This is a genomic window from Mucilaginibacter sp. Mucisp73 (assembly GCF_059491465.1).
Genome location: NZ_CP168507.1, coordinates 3,208,220 through 3,233,862, shown reverse-complemented (window position 1 = coordinate 3,233,862; position 25,643 = coordinate 3,208,220). Strand labels below are relative to the sequence as shown.

The window sequence follows — 25,643 nt, the reverse complement described above, 5'->3', positions numbered from 1 at the left end:
GTGTCTTTTTAGAATGGATATATAAAATCTACGATATGAATAAATTATTGCTTACAATAAAAACGGTATTAAGCACATGCGCTGTTATGGGTATAATAGGTAGTGCATATGCCCAACAGCCTGCAAAAACAGAGGTGTTGGCCGGTATGACCCTGGCCAATAATTATTTTATGCAGAAATGGCCCGATCCGGGAGCATCTGTTACCGTAAAAAATGTAACCCGTACCAGTAATTTGTGGACGAGGGCTGTTTATTACGAAGGGCTGATGGCGATGTATAAAATCGATCCTCAAAAAAAATACTATGATTATGCGGTTGATTGGGGCGAAAAACATCAGTGGAGCCCCCGCGGGGCTGTTGATACCCGTAATGCCGATAATCAATGCTGCGGGCAAACCTATATTGATCTTTACCTGATAGATAAAAAGCCCGAACGGATTGAAAAAATAAAGCAAAGCATCGACCAGATGGTAAACAGCGAAAAAAAGGACGACTGGAACTGGATAGATGCGCTGCAAATGGCTATGCCGGTATATGCCAGGCTTGGCGCGGTGTATAACGACAATAAGTATTATGAAAAGATGTTCGACATCTACAATTACTCTAAAACCGTTCACGGTGGCAAAGGATTGTATAACACTGCCGATCACCTTTGGTGGCGTGATAAAGACTTTGTACCACCATACAAAGAACCTAACGGAGCGGATTGCTACTGGTCGCGTGGGAATGGTTGGGTAGTGGCTGCCATGCTGCGCGTGTTAGAAGTTATGCCTAAAAACGCACCTCACCGCAAGGAGTATTTATCGGTATATAAAGAAATGATTGAGGCTTTGGTTCCCTTGCAACGTGCTGATGGCTACTGGAACGTAAGCCTGAAAGATTCGACCAATTTTGGCGGGAAGGAACTATCGGGCACGGCTTTATTTACTTACGGCATGGCCTGGGGGATCAATCATGGCATCTTGAAAAAGAAAACCTATTTGCCAATAGTTTTTAAAGCATGGAATGCCATGGTCAAAGAGTGCCTGCATCCGGATGGTATGCTTGGCTTTGTACAGGGAACAGGTAAAGAGCCAAAAGACGGACAGCCGGTAGGGTACAATAATGTGCCCGATTTTGAAGATTATGGTTTGGGATGTTTCCTGCTGGCCGGCAGCGAAGTTTATAAATTGAGCAAGTAATGAAAACGATACTCTTGTTTTTAGCTTTTGTTTTAATCGGGGTGGCTGCCTTTGCGCAAACGGGTATTGGCAGCAATAAATCCGGATATAAAAAGGATGGCAATACCTTGTTGTTCAATAATGCCAACGGCGATGTTAAAATTGAGTTATGCTCCGCATCCATGTTTCGGGTAAGGGCCAGCTGGAGCCGCAAATTTGCGCCGGATGAGCATTTAATGCAGGAAAACTACACATGGCCCGCTGTTGATTATAAAATAACTGATGCTAAATCGGCATACATAATCCAAACATCGGCCTTGATTATTACGGTACTTAAATCACCGTTTATAATCAATGTGGCTGATAGTAAGGGCGTGATGTTGTCATCGGAGTATGTGCCTGATAGTAAAAAAAATGGCGGTTTGCATCACATCGGCGATACCGTGATGTGTACCAAAGACTTGTTACCCGATGAGCATTTCTTTGGCTTTGGTGAGCGTATGGATTTTACCGACCAGCGTAACAAACTGGTAAAGCTCAATGTAGGTAGGGGCAAAAGCAAAAACAACTTGCTTGGTGCCTATAACATCAACGAGGCCAATTATTGCCCTGTGCCATTTTTTATGAGCACCAAGGGATATGGCATATATCTGCACAATTCATCGGCTACCGAATGGGATATGGGTAGCAAAACTGATGATGAATACAGCTTTAAAGCAAATGATGGCGAACTGGATTATTACTTTATTTACGGTCCAACGTTCCCGGTAATTTTAAACAGTTATTTAAGCATTACAGGTAAATCGCCTTTGTTGCCGAGGTTTGCATTCGGTTTGCACATGGGCACTTATAGCGGCGGCACCTGGGGCCATGAGGAACTTACTTCGGATAGGTATGTAATAGAACTGGCCCGTAAAATGCGCGAGATGGGTATCCCGGTTGATATCCTTTTCCTTGATTCAACCTGGCGCCTGTTTGGTAAAAAGGGGGGTAAGGGAGCTACAACCTTTGAATGGCGCGAAACATTTAAAGATCCCAAGGCCATGTTTGATAGCCTGTATGCCATGAATTTTAAAATGGTGGGGCTGCATATTCGCCCGAGGTTTGATAATGCCAACAACCTGAATCTGCTTGACCAGGCACGGGCCAAAGGTTTTACGTACCCGGAAAATGGTAAGCCCGGCGAGTTTGTAAATTTTTTTGATCAGCAGGCTGCAAACTGGTGGTGGGATAATGGCGTTATGAAAGTTGCCTCCATTGGTGCTAAATTCCTGAAAACGGATGAAGGCAGTGCCTTTGGTTCATTAGCCAATGAAAGTGAAAAAGTCGGCCCTACTGGTAGAGAAGTGGCACAACTTCATAATGTATTCCCTATTGCATATGCTAAAGCACCATATTTGAAATTTCAGCAATACAATGGCATTCGTGGTTTAAACCAAACGCGCGAAGGTTATTCCGGCATCCAGCGTTACCCGTTCATTTTTGCAGGCGACTGGCCAAGCGAATGGCAATACTTTGCGCCGGTTATAAAAGCCGGATTAAATATTGGCATGTCGGGCGTTGGATATTGGGCACATTGCATGGGCGGTTTTGAACATGCGGCCGATCCTGAGTTGTACATGCGTTGGGTACAGTTTGGCATGTTCAGCCCGGTGGCTATGGTTTTTGGCATGGACCATCCGGGTTATAAAGAGCCCTGGAACTATGGGGCCGAAGCTTTAGCCAACTTTAAAAAATACGACGATCTCCGTTACAGGCTGATCCCCTATATCTACAGTAACGCATATACACAATATCAAACCGGTATGCCACTCATGCGTGCTTTGGTGCTGGAATACCAGGACGATCCCAATACCTATAATGTAGCCGATCAATACCTGTTTGGTGATAATTTGATGGTTTGCCCGGTAACTGTAAAGGGCGCGCAAACACGTACTGTTTACTTACCAAAGGGGATTTGGTTTGATTATTGGACGGGCATAAAATATACCGGAAAGCAATATATCCATATCCTGACCCCTCCAGATCATCTACCCATTTTTGTAAAAGCAGGAAGTATTATCCCAATGCAGCCGGCCATGAAATACATGGATGAAAAACTGGTAGATATAATTACGCTGGACGTGTTTTTAGGCCAGGCATCTGAGTTTAAGCTTTATGAAGATGATGGCATCAGTTTAAAATATCAGCAGGGAGATAAGGCAATCACCCAAATTGCTGTAGCCAATACTGCCGGTGGCGGGCAACTACAAATTAAAAAGCCCGTAGGTAACTTTGCCCCGGCGCTGCATACTTATTTGACAAAAATACATTGGGCCTATGATAGCGCTCCATCTTCAATAATAGAAAATAATGAAACATTGAAAGCGGCTGATAATGTTGACGCATTAGACAAAACAGCTGGCTGGTATTATGATAAAATCAATCATTTGCTTTGGATAAAAACATCCCATAGTAACAGGGATGATATTACCCTTAATTTTAAATAGATTGCGATAATCGTCTCCTATGAAAAAGTTCCTTCAAACCATCTTTCTTTTTGCAGTAGCAAGCAGTCCAATATTTGCCCAGCATAAGCAACCGGCTAAGCGACCAAATATCATTATTATTTTGGCCGATGATATGGGCTACTCGGATATTGGCTGTTTCGGCTCTGAAACCCAAACGCCCAATCTTGATGCGATGGCCAAAGGCGGTTTGCGCATGACCCAGTTTTACAATGCGTCGCGCTGTTGCCCAACCCGGGCATCGTTACTCACCGGGCTTTATCAGCACCAGGCTGGGGTAGGTGATATGGTAAACCACCGGGATGTGCCTGCTTATCAGGGCTACCTGAACCAAAACTGCGTAACCATAGCCGAAGCGCTTAAAGATGGCGGCTATAATACGCTGATGGCAGGCAAATGGCATGTGGGTACAGACCTCTCGCGCTGGCCGGTTAAACGCGGGTTTGATCATTATTTTGGTTTAATAGATGGGGCAAGCAGTTATTTTAATCCAACAATGCCTTATCGCCCTAATCAAAAACTTACCATTGCGTTAGACGATAAGGAATACACACCAGGGCCAAACTGGTATTCAACTAATGCCTATGCTGATTATGCCCTTAAGTTTATTGAAGGTAATAAAGGCACGGGCAAGCCATTTTTCCTGTATATGGCTTTTACCAGTCCGCACTGGCCAATTCAGGCACTGCCCCAAGATATTGCTAAATACAAAGGCAAATACCTGAAAGGTTGGGATAAGCTCAGGCAGGAGCGGCTCGAACGTCAAAAGCAATTGGGGATCATCGCTAAGGATGAAAAACTTTCGCCAAGGGATAAGAGCGTACCGGAATGGGATAGCCTTACTCAGGAAGAAAAAGAGCAGTTTGATACCAAAATGGCTGTATATGCTGCAATGGTCGACCGGATGGATCAGAATATAGGCCTCATCAGGAAAAAACTTAAAGAGCTGGGTGAGGATAAAAATACGGTGATCATGTTCTTGTCAGATAATGGCGCCAGTAATGAAACTATCTCGGGGCCGGGTTTTACCCCCGAGGTGCTGGCTGCAAACAGTAAGCCTGCAAGTGACCCAACTTCTTTTACATCGTACGGGTCATTGGGGGCCAATGTAAGCGACACACCTTTCCGCTTATTTAAACACTGGGAATATGAAGGGGGGACAGCTACCCCTTTTATAGCTTATTACCCCGATGTGATTAAGCCGGGTTCTATAGTCAATAAGCCTGCCCACATTATAGATTTGATGGCTACCTGTCTTGATCTGGCTGGTGCAACTTATCCTAAAGTTTATCATGGCAATAACATTACACCTACAGAGGGTATAAGTCTTGTCCCCGTATTCAGGGGCCAAAATTGGAAAGGACATAACGGGCTGTTTTTTGAACACGAGGGCAATCGTGCTGTAAGGCAGGGCGACTGGAAACTGGTATCACAACGCCCCGAAAATAAATGGGAGCTTTACAATATCAGCACCGACCGCTCCGAATTAAACGACCTTAGCGCCAAATATCCTCAAAAGGTAGCTGAGCTTGAAGCAATGTACAAGCTATGGACCACCAGGGCAGGTGTGGTGGAGTTTGATAAATTAGCAAAAGCAAAAGGTGAATGATTAAATAATATTAATCATTTGCTTATGCAGCAACACTACAGCAGCTATAAATTAGCTTTTAAGCTTTGTGCATTCAGCTTCCACCTTTTACCAATGCCAATGTTTCAGGTCAGTTCCACATAGTGCCGTTAAGGCCCAATACAAGGGCCATCCAAAGGCCGATGAAATAACCCACAAAACTCAGCACAAGGAACAATCGCCCGAGCCAACCGTCAAGGTGGCGAAGCGGCTCTGTTAAATCGTAGCAGGCGCCAATCAACGCACCTAAAAAAGGAGTTAACAGCAGGGGTTTCACCCGCCAGTACTCATTCCAGGCAGGGTTGCCCTTACCGGCACTGATCACAAAAAAGCTGATCATCAATAAACCGATACCTGCGCCTGTTAACATACGCTTTCCCAAAGCATCGGTAAAAAAAGATCTTGTTGTAAATTGTCTCGTTTCTGTCATGGCTTATATTTATGCTTAAAAGTACTTTGTTATTCAAAGTTAAATTATAAACTTTATTTATGCAAGCCTTATTTTTCTGCATTTGAATAATCTTTTGTGAATCGACCCGCTTACCGAAATTGATGAGGTGCCGGTTCTGGCGTTAATACACTGGTGGAATGGGGATGGAGTTGGACAGGTCGAGACTTACAAGTTATCGGGTGATTCAGCCCGGGGAAGCGAAAAATAAAAAGTTGATCCCTTATCCAATTCACTTTCAGCCCAGATTTCACCGCCATGCCGTTTAATAATTTCGGCACTGAGATAAAGGCCGATCCCGAAACCGGAAATATGGCGTGTATGATTGGTTTCAACGCGGTAATACCGGTCGAAAATATAGCCGAGATCCTCGGGCTTTATGCCCATGCCTTCATCTTTTACACTCACTATTACCATATTGCCATTGAGTTTACAACTGATATCGATCTGGCGGCCTTTGGGCGAGTATTTTACGGCATTACTGATGAGGTTGGAAATAACGGAAATGATCTTATCCCGATCGGCATTAACCGTGAGGTTGCTACATTCTTTAAGGCTGAAAATATGGCTCGTTACGGTTAGCCGGGTTTCCTCCAGTATTTCCTGCAGTAATTGCCCCAGATCGAACGGCTGCTTCTCAATTAATAATTTACCGGCTTCGAGACGCGAAATATTAAGGAAACTGTTTATCATAGTAGCCATCCGCCTGGCTTGCTGGTTTGCCTTCTCCATCGCATCTGAAAGGAATTGATCGTCACTCTGCGCTAATTTCTTTTGCGCAACCTGTATAATGGCAGCTAATGAGGTCAGCGGCGTTTTCAGTTCATGGCTCACCATACCGATAAAGTCATTTTTGCGTTGTTCCTCCTGTTTTTTATCGGTGATATCGCGTGCGATCTTGGATAGGCCGATTATTTTCCCTTGCTTATCCATAATGGGAGAGATGGTTAGCGAAACATCCAGTAACCGCCCATCTTTGGTTAGTCTCCTGGTTTCAAAGTGATCAACTCTTTCGCCAGTGTTTAACCTGGAAAGAATGTGCGGTTCCTCGTTTTGCCGGTCTTCGGGAATGATCTTGTAAATTGTTTGCCCTATCATTTCCTCTGCTGTGTAGCCAAACATTCGTTCGGCCGCGGCATTCCAACTGGTGACCACACTGCCCAGCGTTTTGCTTACAATGGCGTCATCCGAAGTTTCGACGATCGCGGCAAGCTTTGCGCTTTTTTCTTCGGCCTGTTTGATCTCGGTAATATCCAGGGTTATGATAAGCCCAGATTCTACAATGTTGTCGTCATTTTTAAGCGGCACAAAATGAATAAGATAAAATTCTCCCGTTTCTGCCTTTCGCTCTATAGAAAACTTTTCGCCGGACAAAACCCTTTCATATAAATGCCTGGAGGCTTCGTAGCGTTCGGGCGAAATCTCTGACGGATGCTTGCCTTCATAATCGCGCCGGTCATAACCCATCCTTTCCATAATGTCGCCTTCAATAGCCATATACCGGTGGTTCCGGTCAACGACGAGGATCAGCGAACCTGGAATGTTCAGTGCAATGGAGCGGAAAAGTTTTTCACTCCGCCGGAGATTTTCCTGGGTTTTCAGCAGCTCCTCGTTGGTTGTAGCCAATTCTTCGTTGGCAGCTGCCAGCTCTTCGTTGGCAGCAGCATACTCTTCATTGGTAGCGGCCAACTCTTCGTTGATGGCTGCCAGTTCCTCATCCAGCGCCTGTTTGGTGTTTTCTAATATCCATATGGCTATGCGGGTAACCTCGCCCTTGTTGTTCTTTACGGGCTTATAAACAAAGGTAACGGGTACAATCTCTTTCTTCTCATTAAGCATTTGTATCATCGTTCCTTTATCATCCTGGTGCTGCCTGCCTTCTACTGCTATTTTCAGTGCCGACTCATCACCGGGTTTTGCAAGGGTAAAGATTTCCCGGTAAGATTTCCCTGCCAGGTCTTCAGCCTGTTTATTGATCAGCTTTAACAAATGAATATTAGCTGTTTCAATGGTCATACTTTCCGCATGAAGTATACAAATGCCCACAGGTGCGTGGAGCATGATCGAATATAAATCTTCCTCGCCGGCGATCTGCATATAAATAATAGGTAATTTCTTATGGATAAATATAAGTTAAATACAAATTAAGGAGATTAAAAAATATTTAATTTACAGGCAATAGGTATTGAATGCGGGGGAGCTTTACCGAAAGCGCCTTATTTTTTAGGCAGCTGGCCGCTCGGCGGCACATTGCCTTTCGATGTGGTATCTCCGGCTAAGGAATCTTGCAGGTGTTGTTTCCTTGTACTGTTTATGGTGCTTGTGTCGGAGATGGATGGCCCGCCGCCCCTGTTTACACTGCTGCTATCGGCAGAGCCGCCTATTTTTCTATTTCGATCGGCAGGATTACAGCCGGTGCTGACGTAGAGCAACAAGGCGACCGCAATAATTAGATTTGTTGTTTTCATGGTGATGCTATTATAACTTTTAAAAAAGGGTGATTGTCTTTTACCGCTAAACAGGCTTGTATGCCCGGAATAAGATAACTGATGACGCCGCCTGGATTTACTTTTAACCTACCTTATCCGTTTACTACTTCGCCGCCGTTCACATGGATTACCTGGCCTGTAATAAAGGAAGAGTCGTCTGAAGCCAGGAAAACATAGGCGGGTCCAAGCTCAGAAGGCTGTCCGGCACGTTTCATAGCCGTTTCACTGCCAAACTTTTTGATCTTTTCTTCGTCGAAGGTGGATACAATAAGCGGTGTCCAGACGGGTCCGGGCGCTACGGCGTTAACGCGGATCCCTTTTTCTGTCAGGTTGGTAGCCAGTGATCGCGTAAACGTGGTGATAGCGCCTTTGGTTGATGAGTAATCAATAAGCGAAGGCGAAGAGCGATAGGCCGTTACCGAGGTGGTATTGATAATGCAATCGCCTGCATGCATATGATCTAATGCAGCTTCTGCAAAATAAAAATAGGCAAATATATTGGTGCGGAAGGTAACATCCAGTTGCCCGGGGTCAATCGCCCTAACGTCTTTTTGCGGAAACTGCATACCTGCATTATTCACCAGGATATTCAGCTTGCCAAATTCTTTTATAGTTTGTTGTACCGCGTGTTTGCAAAAGGCGGGGTCTTTTACGTCTCCTTTAATGAGCAGGCATTGCTGACCTGTTAATTCAACCAGGTCCTTTGTTATTTTGGCATCTTCATCCTCATCCAGGTAAACAATGGCCACATTGGCACCTTCCTGCGCAAAATGTACACTTACCGCGCGGCCAATACCACTGTCGCCTCCGGTAATCAGGGCTATTTTTCCCTGCAATTTGCCGGCAGCTTTATAGTTGTCTTTAATGTATTCCGGAGCCGGATGCATCTTTGCTTCAATGCCTGGCTGCCTGTCCTGTTTTTGCGGTGTTTGTTCTTTGGTTATCATAGATTCTTTAAAAAAAGTGTTGTTGTTGAGTTGACTAAATAAAGCGGAACGCCGACTCTTATTGGAAGTTGTTTAATTAAATAATGATTTTTTTTCTTAAATGTTTATAATATTTAAAAAAATGGAAAATTTTGTGTAAGCACGGGAGTGCAGATCTAATAAACTTTCTTTAAAAACCGATCGATGTAAAGCTCTCGAAAAGGGGGGAAGCCAGCTGCATTAAATTGCTTGAGCAACTGTTTAGTAAAAGCCGTCATCAATAAGATGACGGCCGGTAGTATTTTTTTTAAGTATTTCAGGCCCTGTTATTATTATCAGGATAAGTACTCCATTGCGCCACGCCTTCGGGCTCAGAGTCCTTTACTTCGGTGCTTTTTTCCTGGCTCATTTGCTTGTTCAGCTTTTCGGCCTGTTTAAGTTCCCTCGCCTTATCGTCTTCCAGTTGGGTGAGGCCCTGTGTTTCCCTGACGTGCTTTACCGGGTCAGCTATGTAAATGAATTCTTTTTCCAAATCGGGCATTTCGCCTTCGTTCCACGGGCCGTAAACGTCGGCACCATTAGACATATTGAAATACTGCTGGGTAAAGCGTGGATCGGCTGCCAGTACCCCTGGTGGAAAGTTTGGCTGGATATCGTTTAAAGCCGCTTCGAACATCTTGTAATGCGCCACTTCACGGGTCATCAGGAAAGACAGTGTTTCGTGAATGTAAGGATCATTGGTAAACTTCATCAGGTGTTCATAAACCAGCTTGGCGCGTGACTCTGAGGCAAGGTTACTGCGAAGATCGACGGTCAGATCGCCATTTGAATGGATATAACTCGCACACCATGGTATGCCCTGGCTGTTGCGGGGCGTAACACCGCCGCCCGTAATAACGCCAAACTGCGGATTGGCGAATACTGCCTGGTGAATAATATCTTCTTTGGCAGCTTTACCATTCAAAACCTGCATGATCTCGGAACTGTCGGCAGCATTCTTGAGCTCGCCATTAACGCCTTTGAGGAGCATTTGAATAGTGGCGCCCACAATTTCAAGGTGACTGAATTCCTCCGTGGCGATATCCATCAGCATATCATACTTGTCGGGGTATGGCACCTTGGCACCAAAGGCCTGGGTGAAGTATTGCATGGCTGCGGCCAGTTCGCCGTTTTCTCCGCCAAATTGCTCCAGTAATAAATTGGCAAACTGTGGGTCGGGGCGCGATACGCGCGCGTTAAATTGTAGTTCTTTTACATGGTGAAACATAACATTTGATTTTGGTAGATAGTGTTATGATACAACCGTGGGTAGTGTTTAATGTTTTATAATTTAATAAATTTATTTAATATGAAAATTACATTTATCTATTTTATAAAGAGTTAATAGGGCTACTGTTTCAATAAACTGCAAAATTTGAGCATCGACTGCGGGGTAATGCTCCAGTTAGGGGCTTTAATATCCCCCCAGGCCTTGGGGTTGTCATATAAATTAAAGTAGCAAACACCAAAAATATGAGGGTTCGCATTTATTGTTTCAGCGGCATCGGCAAGCCATTTGTCCTGAAAGCTTTCTGATCCCTTTACACCGAATTCGGTTATGAACAAAGGCTTATCAAGAAACCTCATCCGAAAATATTTTCGGTTAAATATGGTGCTGAAGGCTTCCTGCTTATCCTGGTCAGTAATGTTTTTATCCGGCAAACCGTAAATGGCTATACTGATATAATCTACTACATCGCTTCCGGGCCAAAAATCCGCCGAGCCCCGGTCGCCGGCAGGCCCCCAAACCTTTCTGACATTTTTGCCCGGCCCTCCGTCAAACTGCATAAAATATCTGAAGGCATTGATGTAGTTAACCGGATCCTGACTTTGCCACTTGTACCGGTGGATAGGGATCTCCATTTCATGCATCCATCTGAGATAAACGATATTCTGTGTGGCAGAAATTATACTAAATAATTTTTTGATCTGCTTATTATAACGGCCGTTTAAAATACTTTCCGTAACAGCAGTATCCGGTATTCCACTGGTGTCACGCCATGGTTCCATGGTTACAATAACATCATGGTGACGGCTAATGACCTCTGAGAATTTTTTCTCAAAATCGCCTCTTTCAACTTCGCCCCAATCTGTAAAAAGATGTTCTACACTAATTCTCGGTTGATTGAGCAGTTTTTTATTTGGATCAAATACCCCAATCTTGAGCGAGGTCCTTACCGGCTTTTTAGCGGCACTATCCGCGTAGTTGTCGGCACTGTATACGGTATTCCGGTATTTTATAAAGTAGTCTTTTTGTTCGTTTAGCCAACTGTATTTAAAAGGTGTTTTTCCGGCATTATCAATGATCAATACAGGTTTGTCTATAAACCTTAAGCGATGAAGCTTATGTTTTAACATATCAGAAACCGTACTGTCTTTTGGATAAAAGTTAGTGCTATCTTCTGATTTGCTTCCAAGGGTTATACTTACATAATCAACGGTCTTATTTCCGGGCCAGTATTCGGTATCGCCGGGATAACCTGAGGGCCCCCAGATGATTTGTGCCTTTGGGGCAATCATTTTAATTTTTTTTGAAAAATAATTAAATGAAGTAATATAGTCTTTAGGCGATTTATATTGCCAGGGAAATACACTGGCCGGTACTTCCATGTCAGGGTTCCAGCGGAAAAAAACCTGATGGTGACTTTTTGCCGCCAAAACAGCCAGTTCATGGATCTGCTTATCAAAAACGCCGTTAAGCACTTCAGTTAAAACGTTGTTTTGATAATTTACGCCTTTAAGCCAGGTTTCCACGGTAATTAATACATCATTGTTAGCCAAAGCTGTTTCAACATTGCCCCGGCTTGATCTTATAGCTGTATTTTTAAACACTGCCGTGTAACAAATAATGGGTTTGGCCGGTAAAGTATCACTTAAATTCCTGCGGTTAAATATGCCAACCACCTGTTCGTTGCTGCGGTAGTAGTCATTTGTAAAATAATCACTGCGAAAAAGTTTAATTCCCCAAAAGGATATAACGAAGATTATACCTAAACTGATTGCCAAATAAATCTTTGCTGACTTTTTTTTCATTGACGATTAATTTTGAAGAGGGGTATTTAATGTTGCGTAGTCAACAGTTACATTATCGCCATCGGTTGCAACAAGGTACAGCCTGTATCTGTCATCATTTTTGGGGATTGTAACGTATACGTCCGGACTGCTTCCTACCTTTTTCATGCCGGTAGCATTACCCAAATTGTCTGTTTTGACAAGATACCATTCAAAGTTCAATCCGGTTTTTAAATAGGCGGCGATGTTCCAGTGGCCGTAGGAAAATACCAGGGCGTTATAGCGCAGGGATGCTCCGGGAGTAGTTGTTAATGCAGGTTTTAGTATTTTGACATCGGGCAAATTATAGACAGGTGTATTGCCATTCCAGTTCCTGCTTATTTTATAAAGGTAACGTTTATTTCTGCCCCATACATCTTTTAAACCGTCAAACGTGACAGCAGTGCCGCTTTGTTGATCCTGCCAGTTAGTGTAAAAAATTCCGCCGGAATGCTGTACACCTTCGAGTGCACCGGGATCAGTGCAACTGAAAAAATAAGGCGTTTTAAAATCACGGCTAACATATTTCAATGACCGTTTATTATCAACAATTACTCCGAAAGCATCAATTGCCGGTATTTGCCCCTTTAATATTTGCATAGCAGGGTTGAGTGTGGGGGAGGATAAAAGGTCGATGGTTAATGGCCTTGTTGGGTCCTCATGTTTAATTTCATTTACTAAACGTTTTAACAAATTGATATAATGCTGTTGCGCCCGGTACAACTGTGGCCCATGATAAAATTGGGATAGCTGCTGGTAGGTACTATTGCCTAAGTTCCAGGCACTGATGTTAGGGTTTGATTTATTTTTATTTATGGTGTTAAGGATGATATTGAATTGCTCGTGCAGGTAGGTGGTATCATTAATGAAGCTTGATGGGGCAGGCACCCAGAAACTATAATTAATTTTTAAGCCCTTTTGTGCCGCTGCTTCAAAAATTGAGTGATCGTAAATATTGGGCCCATATATTTTTATCGTATTTATTCCCGCTTTTCTAATGTCTTCAAAATCATTAACTATCATTTTTTTGGTCAGTGGAGCTATGTTCTTGTACCAGTAGTTTCCTTTAGAGTAGATTACGCCTTTTACTGAAGAAAAAAATGGAAGGTTTACTGATAAACGTTTTTGACCGGTGACTGGATCTTGTTCAATAATATTTTTCGAAGTATCTGAAAACTTTCTCGAAGTGCTATTGTAAAGTCGCGATTGCCTGATCAATTGGGATAACCCGGTGGTATCTGATGAGGAGATGAACTCGGTAAAAGACTTTTTGCTATTATCATTCTTTGCATCGAAACCACGCGCAACATTAAAGCTTGCATCTTCATCCGATTCCTGAGAAGCATATATGCAGATGCCAACCACTAATATGCTAAGTATCAGGCTAACTTTCCTTACACCAAAATATATCTTTCTTCTTAACAGCCAAAAAAATATTTTAACATGCTGTATTTTTGAAACAACCGTAAATAATGTTGCATGTTTATCAAGGTAGGCCTGAAACTTGAGTTCTGAACTTGCGATAAGCATAAATACCATGAACATACAGTTCAGACCAACGATGCCGGACATGAAAAGTGTATAGGGGTTCCAGTCGTTGTAAAGGCCGTAAATAATAGCTGCAATGGATACAACCAATACTATAATATTAGGTAAGTTGTTTTTTAAATTTTTTTCATCTTTGATATCCTTGGGGGTTGCTATGTAGGGAACATTCTTCCTGATAACAGTATAGACAAAACCTAATATAAAAACCCACCATGTACCTATGAGCAGTAATCCCCCCACCACATGAAACCCCCGCTCATTATCCTCCATTACCCATTGCTGAACAAAATGCCTGATTAGGACAACTGAAGTTATAAAAGGAACACTGATAACTAAAAATTCAGAAAAGTCCATCCTTAACGGGAAAGCATCTGTGAACAGGGATATGACCGGAATTGAAAAATTAATAAGAAATACAAAACCAGATAAGTAAAACAGAGGTAAAAGACCGTAATGAAGTTTCTGCCGCCAGTTGAATTTTCTAAAAAGTTTAACGTAGGAAGTCACAAGAAGCTCAAAAACCCCCCGCGACCATTTCAATTGTTGCTTATAATAAGCTGACAAAGTAGCCGGAACCAGGCCTCGGGTCAACACAGCGGGTACATAAACGGATTTCCAATTACGTGCATGGAGCTGCATTGCCGTATGCATATCTTCAGCCAGCCCGGCAGCATGTCCGCCAATGGATTCCAAAGCTGTTCGCCTGAAAGTACAATTGGCGCCTATAGCCTGCACAGTGCCATAACTGTTCATGCACATCATCATCGGGCCGTAAAACTGATAGGTTTGTTGTGCCGCGCCTTTAGCTATCCATCCAATGTCATGATTGTAATAAGCCTGCACAATTTGCACATAACCAATTTCGGGGTTATCAAAATGAGCTATTATCGGATCCAGAAATTCGGGTACGGGTATATGGTCAGGATCAAGAATTACACATAGTTCGCCTGATGACTGGGCTAACGCGTTATTAATATTGCCGGCTTTGGCGTTGATCTTTTTAGTTCTTGTTATGTGATGAACACCCAGTTCTTTACAAACTGATTTCAGGTAAGGATCATCGGCCTCGTCACATAAAAAGGTTTCGTGAGGATAACGTATAGCCTGAATTGCAGTAAGTGTTTCAACAATCATTTCATATGGTTCACCGGCGCAAAACGTGGTAAATATGTCTACCGTATATTGTTTCGTTATGGGTAAAACAGGCGGAACGCTTATTGACCAATAATGATACCACTCATATATTACCTTAAAAAAGGTATAAACAAAGGTTGATATTAATAGCCAATACAGTGGCTGGTAACCAATAACTGATTTTCTGAGCAGGCTATGTATTAAAAAAAACATACAAAGCAAACCGATGATAATCATCAGCCTTAAATAAAATAATTGCCGTTTGGAAGGTGGTTTTATAATATTGTTCATGGATTTTTTAATACGTAAAAGGGAGTGTTTGAGGTAGCAAAAGAGCCCTTTTGATCATATACATAAACCAACAAGCGATAAGGGCCTTCTTGATCCGGTACTTTAAACTTCAAGTCCGGTCCGCTATGCCCGATTATTAAATTTTTAATCTCCTTTGGTTTCTTTTGGTTAAAAGCGCCATTGGGTTTGAACCAATCCTCCGCAAATATTTGCCATTTGAATGTTAAGCCGGTGATATCAGGATCTTCAAGATACACTTTGCTGTTTATTGTTATACCTGGTTTAAACAAGATATTATCCCTGGCACCTTTTCCATCTACCAGCATGTATTTCAACACAGGGGCCTTCTTAGGCGCTTTTTGCCCCGTCCAGATATAATGCATCACCTGAACGGCCTCGGTTTCAGCGCCATTCTCGTCAAACAGACTGAACCAGGTTGGCGTTAGTTCCTGTTTTTGACCCCAATAAAACACCATCGACCCCAGAAACCTGGAGTTATTAACCGGCATATACTTTTTATAGGTATAAAGATATTGCTCAGCCTTTTTTGTACTGGTATTTTCAATATAAGCTCCCCAGGCATTTTGATTGTCTGCAACCCAGGGGCCTTCAATTCCCCATTCTGTTATCAGGAACGGGCCATCCCAAAACCAATTGAATTTTTGAAGATCTTCATTTAATGTTTGTATCGAGCCAAAAACATTAAACGAGATGAAGTCAATTTTTGTCCGTAGCTTAATATTGACAATGTTTTTCTTTTGAAAGGACATAATGGTTGTGGTAACCGGATGCTGCGGATCGTCCTGATGGATCATATCAACCACATCATTAAATATGGTATAAAACTGATTGTATTTCGGTTTGTAAGGGAATGCAAGCTCATTGCCCAGGCACCAACTCAAAAGCGCGGGGTGATGCTTAAACCTATTTACAATACCGGCAATAGTCTTCACATGGGCACTGGCTTTGGGTGTTTTATAAAAGTCATCCATACTTTCGCTCGAAGGCATTGGCAAACCTGCTATGACAGCTAAATGATGTGCCTGCGCCGAATCTAAAATATTTCCTAGATTTAAGGTGTCCCAAACCCTTATCGTATTGCCTCCGGCTTCGCTCAACCGTTTTAAATTTGTAAAACCGGAAGCCCCCTTTACAAAAAATGGTTTGCCATTACGATAAAGTGAATATTTGCCATTTTCGTTTTTGATGTAAACTCCATTTTTATTGACGTTAACAGGCTGTGATCGATTACAAGACAAAGAGAAAAGGCAAAGTATCAGACAGCTAATAATTAATCGTAAAAGAGGACATCTCATAAATAGTAGTTCGGTTCATTTAAAAATGCAAACGAAATTTTTGTAGTTATATATAAAACTCTTCGTCTTTTAATAAAAAGAAATTCCAACTGCAGGTTTTGGTTCATGTTGCGAATATTCAAAAAATCATGTAAATATTGACTGTATACGGAAAGTATAATTAATAGTTTATATGTAGATCAGGAATTAAGAGGAGGGGGCCAGGTGTTAGCAGATACACCGTACCGCCGGTATGATTTGGGGCCATTTGCAGGATAAATTACCCGAATTTATAGAACGTAAAGGTAAGGCGGCAAGAAATGATGTGTATATTGTGCCTGATAGGTCAGTGCGTGTTTTAGTAAGGGCAAATTAGTAGCGCGCAAATACCAAATACAGATACCTGTGAAACCGGAAAAACATGATTATGACGCAGTAATAGTAGGCTCGGGGCCAAATGGCCTTGCGGCAGCCATATTGTTGCAACAAAACGGACTTTCGGTGTTACTGCTTGAAGGAAAAAGTACTATTGGCGGCGGTTTACGTACTGAAGAACTAACCCTGCCTGGTTATAAGCATGATGTTTGCTCAGCTATTCATCCGCTGGCAATTGGTTCGCCATTTTTTGAAACCCTGCCACTGCATGAGCACGGCCTTGAATATATTTACCCCACAATATCTGCAGCGCATCCCTTTGATAATGGAACGGCTGCAGTACTTAAAAAATCCATTATTGAAACTGCCAATCTGTTGGGTGCCGACAGGGATACCTACATCAAACTGATGGCCCCCCTGGTAACTTCGTGGCCCGGTTTGGCGCCTGATGTTTTAGGCCCGCTTACTTTTCCCAAACACCCTGTCGACCTGGCTGCTTTTGGGCTGGCTGCTTTAACTTCAGTAAACTATTTGGCCAAGCGCTTCAGAACTGAGGAAGCCAAAGGGCTTTTAGCCGGGATGGCTGCTCATAGCATTCTGCCGCTAACAAATCTTACCACATCTGCAATTGCTTTAGTATTGATGGTTAACGGGCATTTAAAAGGCTGGCCTGTGCCTAAAGGCGGCTCGGTAAAAATAGCGGAGGCACTGGCATCATACTTTACATCAATAGGGGGCAGGATAGAAACCAATACCTACATCAATAATTTTGATCAGTTGCCATCGGCAAAGACAATTTTGTTTGATGTTACGCCAAAACAACTGCTGCAAATTGTCGGACATAAATTTTCATCATTGTATAAATGGCAACTGGAACGTTATCGTTACGGGATGGGTGTTTTTAAAGTTGACTGGGCGCTTGACGATGTTATTCCGTTTAAAGCAGGAGAGGCCCGGCAAGCAGGAACGGTACATATTGGCGGTACGCTGAAGGAAATTGCTGCGTGTGAACAGCAGATCTGGGGCGGTTTGCACCCCGAAAAACCATTTGTACTGCTGGCCCAGCAAAGCCTTTTTGACAATACCCGTGCGCCCCGGGGCAAGCATACCGCCTGGGCATACTGCCACGTTCCCAACGGATCAAACAAAGACATGACCGATATTATCGAAAAACAAGTAGAGCGTTTTGCCCCTGGTTTCCGCGAACGCATCATAGGCAGGCATACTTTTAATACAGGGCAACTGGAAAACTATAATCCCAATTATATCGGAGGTGATATTAACGGCGGGGTAATTGACATTGGCCAGTTGTTTACCCGGCCGGTATTGCGCCGCTCACCATACCGCACATCGGCAAAGGGGATTTATATCTGTTCATCATCCACACCGCCGGGAGGAGGGGTACATGGTATGTGCGGCTACCATTCGGCCAAACGTGCTTTAAAAGATGTGTTTAACATCAGCATTCAATCATAATTATTAATCAAAGCTCAGAAGTCCCAATAGCTCTTCATACCTAAAATGACGATAGGCTTCGCAAAGCCGTGCTCCACCTCCCCTGCATTATTTTAAAAACATATAGTACAGGCAAAGCATCGTTGAAACTTGCTTGAAACAGCCCCTTAGGTGTTTCAACGCCACGGTTATCTGGTTTTCAACCGTTCGTTTGGATATTCCTAAGCGGGCGGCAATTTCCTGGTTACTCAGGTTTTCCATGCGGCTCATATAAAATATTTCCCGACAGCGCTTGGGCAACTTCTCCAGGTAATAACTCAGTTCCTGTAACAGCTCCTGATTCTTGATCCGGAAATCACCCTGGTTGTAGTCGGGGAAATTGCCTGCTTCCAGATTATCCAACTCCACAATTACCGGGCGCTTTGCCGCACGCATGCGATTATAAACCTGGTAGCGGATGGCCGAGAGCAGAAAATTGGGGACAGATTCTATTTCCAGTTGACGCCGGCGATCCCAGATATTCAGGAAAACATCATGTACTGCTTCTTCACTATTTTCACGGTCTTTCAGGTATCGGAGGGCAGTCTTATATAACCTTACCCAGTACCGGTCAAAAAGTAGGGCGAACGCGTGCTCATCGTCATTACGTACGGCAAGCCACAGTTCCTGATCACTAATATGAGAATTGTACATACAATTGGTTAGATAAAAGTAGGAAAAGCCGATCAAAATTATTTAACCTTTAAGCCTGGGCGTAAAAAAAAATAAAAATGTATGTGTGTGCCGGCATAAAATTTACACTAACACCATATAAACCTGCAATTGCAACCTGATGATAACTAAGAACGAGTTCCTTGCGCTGTATGAAAAATATATGAGCGGCCAATGCACTGATGCTGAAAAACAGCTATTGGATACATATCGCGATGAAATGCAGTTAGCCGACGAGGCTTGGGATGATGAAGAGGTAAGTGAAGCCGATGTACATGCGCGGATTTGGAAAAAATTAAGTGAAAGCAGACAAAAGGCTGTTGTCATAAAACCTCTTAAACAAACGAGCTACAAATGGTTATGGGCGGCTGCTTCATTAGTTGCTATAGCTCTATTGGCTGGCTTGCTGTTTATGCCTGTTAAAAAGGATAATACCACAGGTACAATAGTTAAGAATACTAAAACAACCATATTGCCTGGAAGTAACAAGGCATATCTCACTTTGGCCAATGGCAATAAAATAGTACTTGATGACGCCAAAAATGGCCAGCTGGCAGCTGAGGCGGGCGTAAAAGTAAGTAAAGCAGCCAACGGTGTAGTGGTTTATAAATTTGACAGAAAGCCCGGGGAACAAGCGCATGAGGGCGTCCCGCGGATCAATACCATTACTACCCCCCGTGGCGGCCAATACGAGGTTATATTGGGCGATGGCAGCAGTGTAAAGCTCAATGCAGCCTCCTATATAAGATTCCCGGAGTATTTTACCGGGGCGAACCGTGAAATTGAATTAAACGGTGAGGCCTATTTTGAGGTAGCAAGGGATAAAGCTCATCCATTTATCGTTAAGGCCAACGGTACGCAGGTGCAGGTATTTGGTACCCATTTTAATATTAATGCTTATAGCGATAATGACGATATAACCACCACCTTGCTTGAAGGTTCGGTTAAAATGAGTAAAGGAACGGCCTCGGTGATGCTTTTACCTGGACAACAGGGAACTGTAAATCAAAACGGTTCATCAATAAAAGTACAAAAGGCCGATGTTGAAGCCAATATGGCCTGGATAAACGGGTTCTTTATATTTCATGATCAAAGCATTGTAAATATCATGAAGCAGGTAAGCCGCTGGTATGATGTAGATGTTGAATATCAGGATGCCCAGGTTCAGGAAAATGAATTTGGCGGTACCATCTCAAAATATAAAGACATTAAAGAATTGCTTGATAATATCAAGTTTACCGGTAGTATTCACTATAAAATTGAAGGAAGGAGGGTTATCATTATGAAGTAACCTAATACTTCCATAATGCTATCCCAGAAAGAAAGTAACCAGGAGCGTTCGCACCGCCCCTGGCTCAATGCTACGGATAGCAATCAGGTCAGTTAACGATCATTTTTTCTCACAACCAGTTATTTAACCTAACATTCAAATGTACAAAAATTCTACTGCATTAAAGCGCGGGCAGATACCCCGTGCCGTATCAAAATTATTTCTGATCATGAAATTGTCGTTCTTTTTGTGTCTGGTTTCGATACTTCAGGTAAGTGCCTCAACCACGTTTGCGCAAAGGATAAGTCTTAGTAAAAATAACGCTTCGCTTGTTGAAACGCTTAAAGACATCCACAGGCAAAGCGGATATAGTGTACTCTACAATTCCAAAATGTTAAAAAAGGCACTTCCTGTAAACGTCGACCTTAAAGATGCGGGATTGGAAGAAGCATTGCAGCAATGTTTCCGTGATCAGCCTTTTAGTTATGTAATTAATAACACTACCATTGTAGTTACCCCCAAACCCGCCGAAAAGAAACCGGCGCAGGTAATAACGATTACCGGTACGGTAAAAGATCAGAAAGGCGTGTCTTTACCGGGTGTTACAGTGAAGGTTAAAGGTACCAACACGGGTGTACAAACCAATATTGATGGCAATTATACTGTTACCGTGAATGACAATAGCGCAGTGTTGGTATTCAGCTTTGTGGGTTTTGTTACCCGGGAGGTACCGGTAGGCAATCAAACCAAAATTGACGTAACGCTTAAAGAGCAAACATCGGCACTAAACGAAATTGTAGTGGTTGGTTACGGTACGCAAAAGAAAGCAAACCTTACAGGTGCTGTTTCATCAGTATCCGGCGAGACATTGAATAAACGTCCTGTTGTTAACACTGCGTCTATGCTTGAAGGTCTTGCACCAGGTGTGCAGATCAACACAGGCTCAGGCGAGCCTGGAAATGAGGCGGTATCTATCCGGATCCGCGGTAACAGCACATTCAGTGGCGCCGGTTCTGATCCGTTGGTATTGATAGATGGTGTTCCCGGTAACTTCAGCGATCTTAACCCAACCGATATCGACAATGTATCTGTTTTGAAAGACGCTGCATCTGCATCAATATACGGTTCAAGGGCTGCCAACGGCGTGGTGCTTGTAACAACCAAGCAAGGCAAGGCCGGGCAAATGTCTGTTACTTACGATGGTAACTTAGGGTACAACAGCCCGACCAAGATGTTTAAACTGGTGACCAACTCTGCCCAATATATGGAGATGTTTAACCAGGCACGCATCAACAGCGGCACAACAGATCCTAACTCACTTTATCCGCAAGACCAGATCGATCTGTATCGTAACGCTACAGATAGGGTACGCTATCCTAATACCGATTGGCTGAGCCTGATATTCAGGACTGCCGTAACACAAAACCATAACCTGACATTTAACGGTGGCAGTGAAAAAACTACGTATAACGTGTCATTGGGATATGTTAACCAGGACGGTATTGAAAGGGGCTTTGATTATAAGCGATATAGCGCACGGATCAATCTGACTTCAAAGATTAACGATCATATAAAATTCGGCACCAACGTATTGTTAAAATCAGGCACCAGGGGTGCTGTAGCCGGTAATCCTTCATCACCAAGTCAGTGGGATGGTTCTTCGATGGATCTTTTCCTTTCGGCCATGTCGCAGGCGCCTACTTATGGTCCATATTTAGCTGATGGTAGCGGGCGGTACACCTACAAAGCTTATGACTTTGAGTATAACAATAAAAACCCGATAGCTGTACTTGATCAAAACTTCAGAAGGATCACCAATGATTACGCTGTAAACGCCCAGGGCTGGTTTGAAGTGCAGTTTACTAAAGACATTTCCTGGTATACTAAAGGTGCTGTGAACTTTAACATGGATAAGTACAAGGACTTTAAAGCCACGCTGGATGAGTATAATTTCCGCACTAATCAACTGGCAACATCTCTTGACCTGGGTAAAGGTTTAACAGATCAGGACGAGCAAACCGTATATACCAACCTGTTCAGTTACCTGAACTATGCACACAATTTTCATGGGCATAATATTAAAGCACAATTTGGTTATAGTATTGAGCAAAGTAAATATCAGTACTTATCAGGTTACCGTAAAAACTTTGCCGATCTGGACCTGCAGGAGTTAAACGCAGGTGGTTCTGATATTCAAAACGCAAACGGAACCAGTAACCAATGGGCCTTAATGTCTTATTTCGGTCGTGTAAATTACGACTATAAAGGGCGTTACCTTTTAGAGGGCAATATTCGTGATGACGGAAGTTCAAAATTCGCCGGTAAAAACAAATGGGGGGTGTTCCCATCGTTTTCAGCCGGCTGGAGGGTTACTGAAGAGCCTTTTGTAAAAGCCATGAATTTAACCTGGCTGGATAATTTCAAATTAAGAGGTTCATGGGGACAACTGGGTAATCAAAATATAGTAATGAACGGCTATGGTGCCAACTATCCATATCAGGCTTTATTGAACTTTACCGGCAATTATTCTTTTGATAATTCGACACTGTTAACTGGCGTAGCTCAGCAAAACCTCAACAATCCGGCCATTAAATGGGAAACCACTACTATGACCGATATTGGTTTGGATGTTACCATTTTCAAAAACTTTAATTTAACTGCCGATTGGTATAATAAAACAACGTCTGATATTTTGAGGCAGGCACAGGTTACCGCAGCTGTGGGCTTAAGTGCACCTACCATTAATGACGGATCGGTAAATAACAGGGGTATTGAGCTTGGTATATCGTACAATAATGTAATAACTGATGGCGCTTTAAAGGGCTTAGCCTTTAATGTAGGCGCAAACGTTGATCATAACCGTAACAGACTGGTGAAATTTGGTCAAACAGAAATTGGAGATTATACCATCAACCAAAACGGGCAGCCGTGGAACTCATTCTACATGCTGCAGGTTATCGGGATCTTCCAATCGGCGCAAGAAGTAGCTAATTCGCCCAAACAGTTTTCTGATTCTACCTTACCGGGCGACTTAAAATATAGAGACGTAAATGGCGATGGTAAAATTGATCAAAATGACCGTACAATTATTGCTGGTGTTTATCCAAAATTAAACTACTCATTTAACTTATCGGCCAGCTTTAAAGGCTTTGACTTATCAGCCATGATGCAGGGCGTTTACGGTGTTAAATCTTATGTATCAGGTTGGGGCACTATACCATTTGTACAGGGATCTTCACCAACTACCGATTGGTTAAACGCCTGGACTCCTGAGCATCCTTCAACCACTATGCCGCGTCTTTATTTCGGGCAAAGCGCGCCTGATAAAATAGGCCGCAGGTCATCGTATTTCCTGCAGGATGCATCGTATTTGAGGCTTAAAAACCTGGTGTTTGGTTATACCCTGCCGTCACAACTTACCAAAAAAGTGGGTATTAACCGGTTAAGGGTTTATTTCGCAGGCGATAACCTGTTAACCATAACCAAATTTAAAGGCCTTGATCCTGAGCGTTATGGCAGCGGAGACCAGGTGCAGTACCCGCAAAATAAAATCTACTCTTTTGGTTTGAACGTTTCCTTTTAATTAGCCCACATGAAAAATCGAATTATATTAACCATCATATTAATTACATCGCTGTTTTTAGGCGCATGTAAAAAGGCCCTTGATTTAAACCCCAACGATCAGATAGCCACTTCAACCTTCTATAAAACGAAAGCAGACTTTGACGCGGCTTTGGCAGCGGTTTATGCTTCCCTGCAACAAGAAGAATTTTCTTATGGCATGGGCTTCAGAGATGGCTTTACCGATAATGGATACAATCAGTTTAATTCGGGTGCCGCCAAGGATTTTGTACAGGGCAATTTTAACCCCACTACAGGTGGTTATGAAACTGCCATTTATAACGATAGTTATATAGGTATTACAAGGGTAAACCTGTTTCTCAAAAACTTAGGCACATATAAAGGTGCTGATATTTCTGATAGCCAGCGTAAAACCTATGAAGGCGAAGTAAGGTTTATCCGCGCTTTTCTTTACTTTCAGTTATATAGCATTTATGGAGATGTTCCATTGGTGACACAGCCACTTGATTTGAGTAATCAAAAGCAGCCTAAAGTGCCTGCGGCACAGGTGCTTGCTCAAATTACTGCCGATCTTGATTACGGCATTGCTAATTTGAGCACCAATGCTTATTACGCCAACGGTGGTCATGCGGCCGCGTCATCTGCAAAAGCATTAAAAGCAAGGGTTTTGTTATTTGCAGCATTTGGCAGCACCGGTACGCCTGATGCCGCCATGCTAACCCAGGTGCGGAACCTTTGTTTGGATTTAATGGGCCAGTATAAACTAAGCACCAATTTTGAGGATATTTTCAGGGATGCTACCCAGAAAAATAATACCGAGATCATGTTTTCGGTTAACTTCCTGGCTCCAAACAATACGGCTCCATGGGATATGTATTATGGTGATTGGGATGCCTGCGCACCGCTGCAAAATATGGTTGATGCCTTTGAATGCACAGATGGGCAGCCATATGGTATTTCGCCGTTAACTGATACCAAAAATCAGTTCAAAAACCGCGACCCCAGGCTGGCTAAAACCGTATACGCGGATTCTGTTTATTTTGGACCGGGTAAAGTTCATCATCCTTCAAACCTCAGGCCTACAGGTTATGGAACTATCAAGTTCCTGGAACCGAATAATATACCTTATGGTTTTTCAACCCTTAGCCAGCAGGATGCGGTTATATTGCGTTTAGGTGAGGTGATGCTGATGTATGCAGAAGCTCAAAATGAAATTGCCGGCCCTGATGCAACAGTTTATAAAGCTATGACCGATTTGCGCGCACGGGTAAATATGCCAGCTTTCCCGGCCGGGTACACCAAAGATCAGATGCGTGAACGGATCAGGCACGAACGCCGTGTGGAGCTTGCTTTCGAAGGCTTGCGCCACTACGATCTGTTAAGATGGCATATTGCCGGCCCGGTACTTAACGCGGTAAAAACCAGCCTTATCAATTATCATTTTGAGGATAAGTTTTACCATTGGCCGCTGCCTCAAACAGAAATTGACAAGAGCGGAGGTGTACTTATACAAAATCCGGATTACAAATAGCAACCGGATCTTAAAAGCCAGAGGCGGCCTGTCAATGAAGCGCATGCCAAAATCTGGACAACAGTCTTAATTAATCATGTGATGAGCCCGGTATTTTATCGGGCTCATTCCTTGTAGGTTGAGTCTTATCTATTCAAAAGCTTTTTGTCCATTATATAAAAGCTAAAAACAGAATGCACAAGGCCCAAAGTTTAATATGTTGAT

At 43.0% G+C, this 25,643-nt stretch carries 16 protein-coding genes; 7 read left to right on the top strand and 9 right to left on the bottom strand.

Features of this window, described 5'->3' with window-relative positions:
• Window positions 1-35: 35 nt before the first annotated feature.
• From ACEN82_RS13500 to ACEN82_RS13490, 3 genes are read left to right on the top strand one after another with little or no spacing between them, the layout of a single operon-like run.
• Window positions 36-1,181, top strand: coding sequence for a glycoside hydrolase family 88/105 protein (locus tag ACEN82_RS13500; RefSeq protein ID WP_090525149.1), 1,146 nt, complete (start codon window positions 36-38; stop codon window positions 1,179-1,181).
• A complete protein-coding gene (locus tag ACEN82_RS13495) occupies window positions 1,181-3,649 on the top strand; it encodes a glycoside hydrolase family 31 protein (protein ID WP_090525151.1) in 2,469 nt (822 codons plus the stop codon). The genes ACEN82_RS13500 and ACEN82_RS13495 overlap by 1 nt, the downstream gene beginning before the upstream one ends.
• Before the next feature lie 19 nt (window positions 3,650-3,668).
• Entirely contained in the window at window positions 3,669-5,276 is a 1,608-nt protein-coding gene (locus ACEN82_RS13490; RefSeq protein ID WP_413317494.1) for an arylsulfatase, read from the top strand.
• Between the two features lie 109 nt (window positions 5,277-5,385).
• Here the strand turns inward: ACEN82_RS13490 and ACEN82_RS13485 are convergent, their stop codons facing one another.
• From ACEN82_RS13485 to ACEN82_RS13450, 8 genes are all read right to left on the bottom strand, one after another.
• A complete protein-coding gene (locus ACEN82_RS13485; protein ID WP_413317492.1) occupies window positions 5,386-5,724 on the bottom strand; it encodes a hypothetical protein in 339 nt (112 codons plus the stop codon).
• Window positions 5,725-5,910: 186 nt separating this feature from the next.
• Window positions 5,911-7,839, bottom strand: coding sequence for a PAS domain-containing sensor histidine kinase (locus ACEN82_RS13480; RefSeq protein ID WP_413317490.1), 1,929 nt, complete (start codon window positions 7,837-7,839; stop codon window positions 5,911-5,913).
• A gap of 119 nt (window positions 7,840-7,958) precedes the next feature.
• Entirely contained in the window at window positions 7,959-8,210 is a 252-nt protein-coding gene (locus ACEN82_RS13475) for a hypothetical protein (protein WP_413317488.1), read from the bottom strand.
• Window positions 8,211-8,323: 113 nt separating this feature from the next.
• A complete protein-coding gene (locus tag ACEN82_RS13470) occupies window positions 8,324-9,178 on the bottom strand; it encodes an SDR family oxidoreductase (RefSeq protein WP_354482402.1) in 855 nt (284 codons plus the stop codon).
• 295 nt (window positions 9,179-9,473) lie between these two features.
• Window positions 9,474-10,424 carry a manganese catalase family protein gene (locus ACEN82_RS13465; protein ID WP_413317486.1) on the bottom strand — a complete coding sequence of 317 codons (951 nt, stop codon included), beginning with the start codon at window positions 10,422-10,424 and terminating at the stop codon, window positions 9,474-9,476.
• Window positions 10,425-10,546: 122 nt separating this feature from the next.
• The gene (locus ACEN82_RS13460) at window positions 10,547-12,229 is read right to left on the bottom strand and encodes a glycoside hydrolase family 26 protein (protein WP_413317484.1); all 1,683 of its coding nucleotides are present in this window, start codon (window positions 12,227-12,229) and stop codon (window positions 10,547-10,549) included.
• 6 nt (window positions 12,230-12,235) lie between these two features.
• Window positions 12,236-15,220: a glycosyltransferase family 2 protein gene (locus tag ACEN82_RS13455; protein ID WP_413317482.1), complete on the bottom strand. Its 2,985-nt coding sequence runs from the start codon at window positions 15,218-15,220 to the stop codon at window positions 12,236-12,238.
• Entirely contained in the window at window positions 15,217-16,479 is a 1,263-nt protein-coding gene (locus ACEN82_RS13450) for a glycoside hydrolase family 2 TIM barrel-domain containing protein (protein ID WP_495644136.1), read from the bottom strand. Before ACEN82_RS13450 ends, ACEN82_RS13455 begins: the two co-directional genes overlap by 4 nt.
• Window positions 16,480-16,920: 441 nt before the next feature.
• Between ACEN82_RS13450 and ACEN82_RS13445 the strand changes: the two genes are divergently transcribed.
• Window positions 16,921-18,366 carry a phytoene desaturase family protein gene (locus ACEN82_RS13445; RefSeq protein ID WP_413317478.1) on the top strand — a complete coding sequence of 482 codons (1,446 nt, stop codon included), beginning with the start codon at window positions 16,921-16,923 and terminating at the stop codon, window positions 18,364-18,366.
• Between the two features lie 87 nt (window positions 18,367-18,453).
• Here the strand turns inward: ACEN82_RS13445 and ACEN82_RS13440 are convergent, their stop codons facing one another.
• Window positions 18,454-19,038: an RNA polymerase sigma factor gene (locus ACEN82_RS13440; protein ID WP_413317476.1), complete on the bottom strand. Its 585-nt coding sequence runs from the start codon at window positions 19,036-19,038 to the stop codon at window positions 18,454-18,456.
• A gap of 139 nt (window positions 19,039-19,177) precedes the next feature.
• Here ACEN82_RS13440 and ACEN82_RS13435 point away from each other — a divergent pair, with 139 nt between their 5' ends.
• From ACEN82_RS13435 to ACEN82_RS13425, 3 genes are all read left to right on the top strand, one after another.
• Complete coding sequence (locus tag ACEN82_RS13435) at window positions 19,178-20,347, top strand: FecR family protein (RefSeq protein WP_413317474.1); 1,170 nt, start codon at window positions 19,178-19,180, stop codon at window positions 20,345-20,347.
• Window positions 20,348-20,486: 139 nt separating this feature from the next.
• Window positions 20,487-23,909 carry a TonB-dependent receptor gene (locus ACEN82_RS13430; protein ID WP_413317472.1) on the top strand — a complete coding sequence of 1,141 codons (3,423 nt, stop codon included), beginning with the start codon at window positions 20,487-20,489 and terminating at the stop codon, window positions 23,907-23,909.
• A 9-nt stretch (window positions 23,910-23,918) separates the two neighbouring features.
• A complete protein-coding gene (locus tag ACEN82_RS13425; protein WP_413317470.1) occupies window positions 23,919-25,439 on the top strand; it encodes a RagB/SusD family nutrient uptake outer membrane protein in 1,521 nt (506 codons plus the stop codon).
• The last annotated feature ends 204 nt before the right edge of the window (window positions 25,440-25,643 follow it).

Bases quoted from the DNA above. Each gene is read 5' to 3' on its own strand.
- ACEN82_RS13500 (WP_090525149.1), top strand. From the start codon at position 36: ATGAATAAATTATTGCTTACAATAAAAACGGTATTAAGCACATGCGCT.
- ACEN82_RS13495 (WP_090525151.1), top strand. From the start codon at position 1,181: ATGAAAACGATACTCTTGTTTTTAGCTTTTGTTTTAATCGGGGTGGCT.
- ACEN82_RS13490 (WP_413317494.1), top strand. From the start codon at position 3,669: ATGAAAAAGTTCCTTCAAACCATCTTTCTTTTTGCAGTAGCAAGCAGT.
- ACEN82_RS13485 (WP_413317492.1), bottom strand. From the start codon at position 5,724: ATGACAGAAACGAGACAATTTACAACAAGATCTTTTTTTACCGATGCT.
- ACEN82_RS13480 (WP_413317490.1), bottom strand. From the start codon at position 7,839: ATGCAGATCGCCGGCGAGGAAGATTTATATTCGATCATGCTCCACGCA.
- ACEN82_RS13475 (WP_413317488.1), bottom strand. From the start codon at position 8,210: ATGAAAACAACAAATCTAATTATTGCGGTCGCCTTGTTGCTCTACGTC.
- ACEN82_RS13470 (WP_354482402.1), bottom strand. From the start codon at position 9,178: ATGATAACCAAAGAACAAACACCGCAAAAACAGGACAGGCAGCCAGGC.
- ACEN82_RS13465 (WP_413317486.1), bottom strand. From the start codon at position 10,424: ATGTTTCACCATGTAAAAGAACTACAATTTAACGCGCGCGTATCGCGC.
- ACEN82_RS13460 (WP_413317484.1), bottom strand. From the start codon at position 12,229: ATGAAAAAAAAGTCAGCAAAGATTTATTTGGCAATCAGTTTAGGTATA.
- ACEN82_RS13455 (WP_413317482.1), bottom strand. From the start codon at position 15,220: ATGAACAATATTATAAAACCACCTTCCAAACGGCAATTATTTTATTTA.
- ACEN82_RS13440 (WP_413317476.1), bottom strand. From the start codon at position 19,038: ATGTACAATTCTCATATTAGTGATCAGGAACTGTGGCTTGCCGTACGT.
- ACEN82_RS13435 (WP_413317474.1), top strand. From the start codon at position 19,178: ATGATAACTAAGAACGAGTTCCTTGCGCTGTATGAAAAATATATGAGC.
- ACEN82_RS13430 (WP_413317472.1), top strand. From the start codon at position 20,487: ATGTACAAAAATTCTACTGCATTAAAGCGCGGGCAGATACCCCGTGCC.
- ACEN82_RS13425 (WP_413317470.1), top strand. From the start codon at position 23,919: ATGAAAAATCGAATTATATTAACCATCATATTAATTACATCGCTGTTT.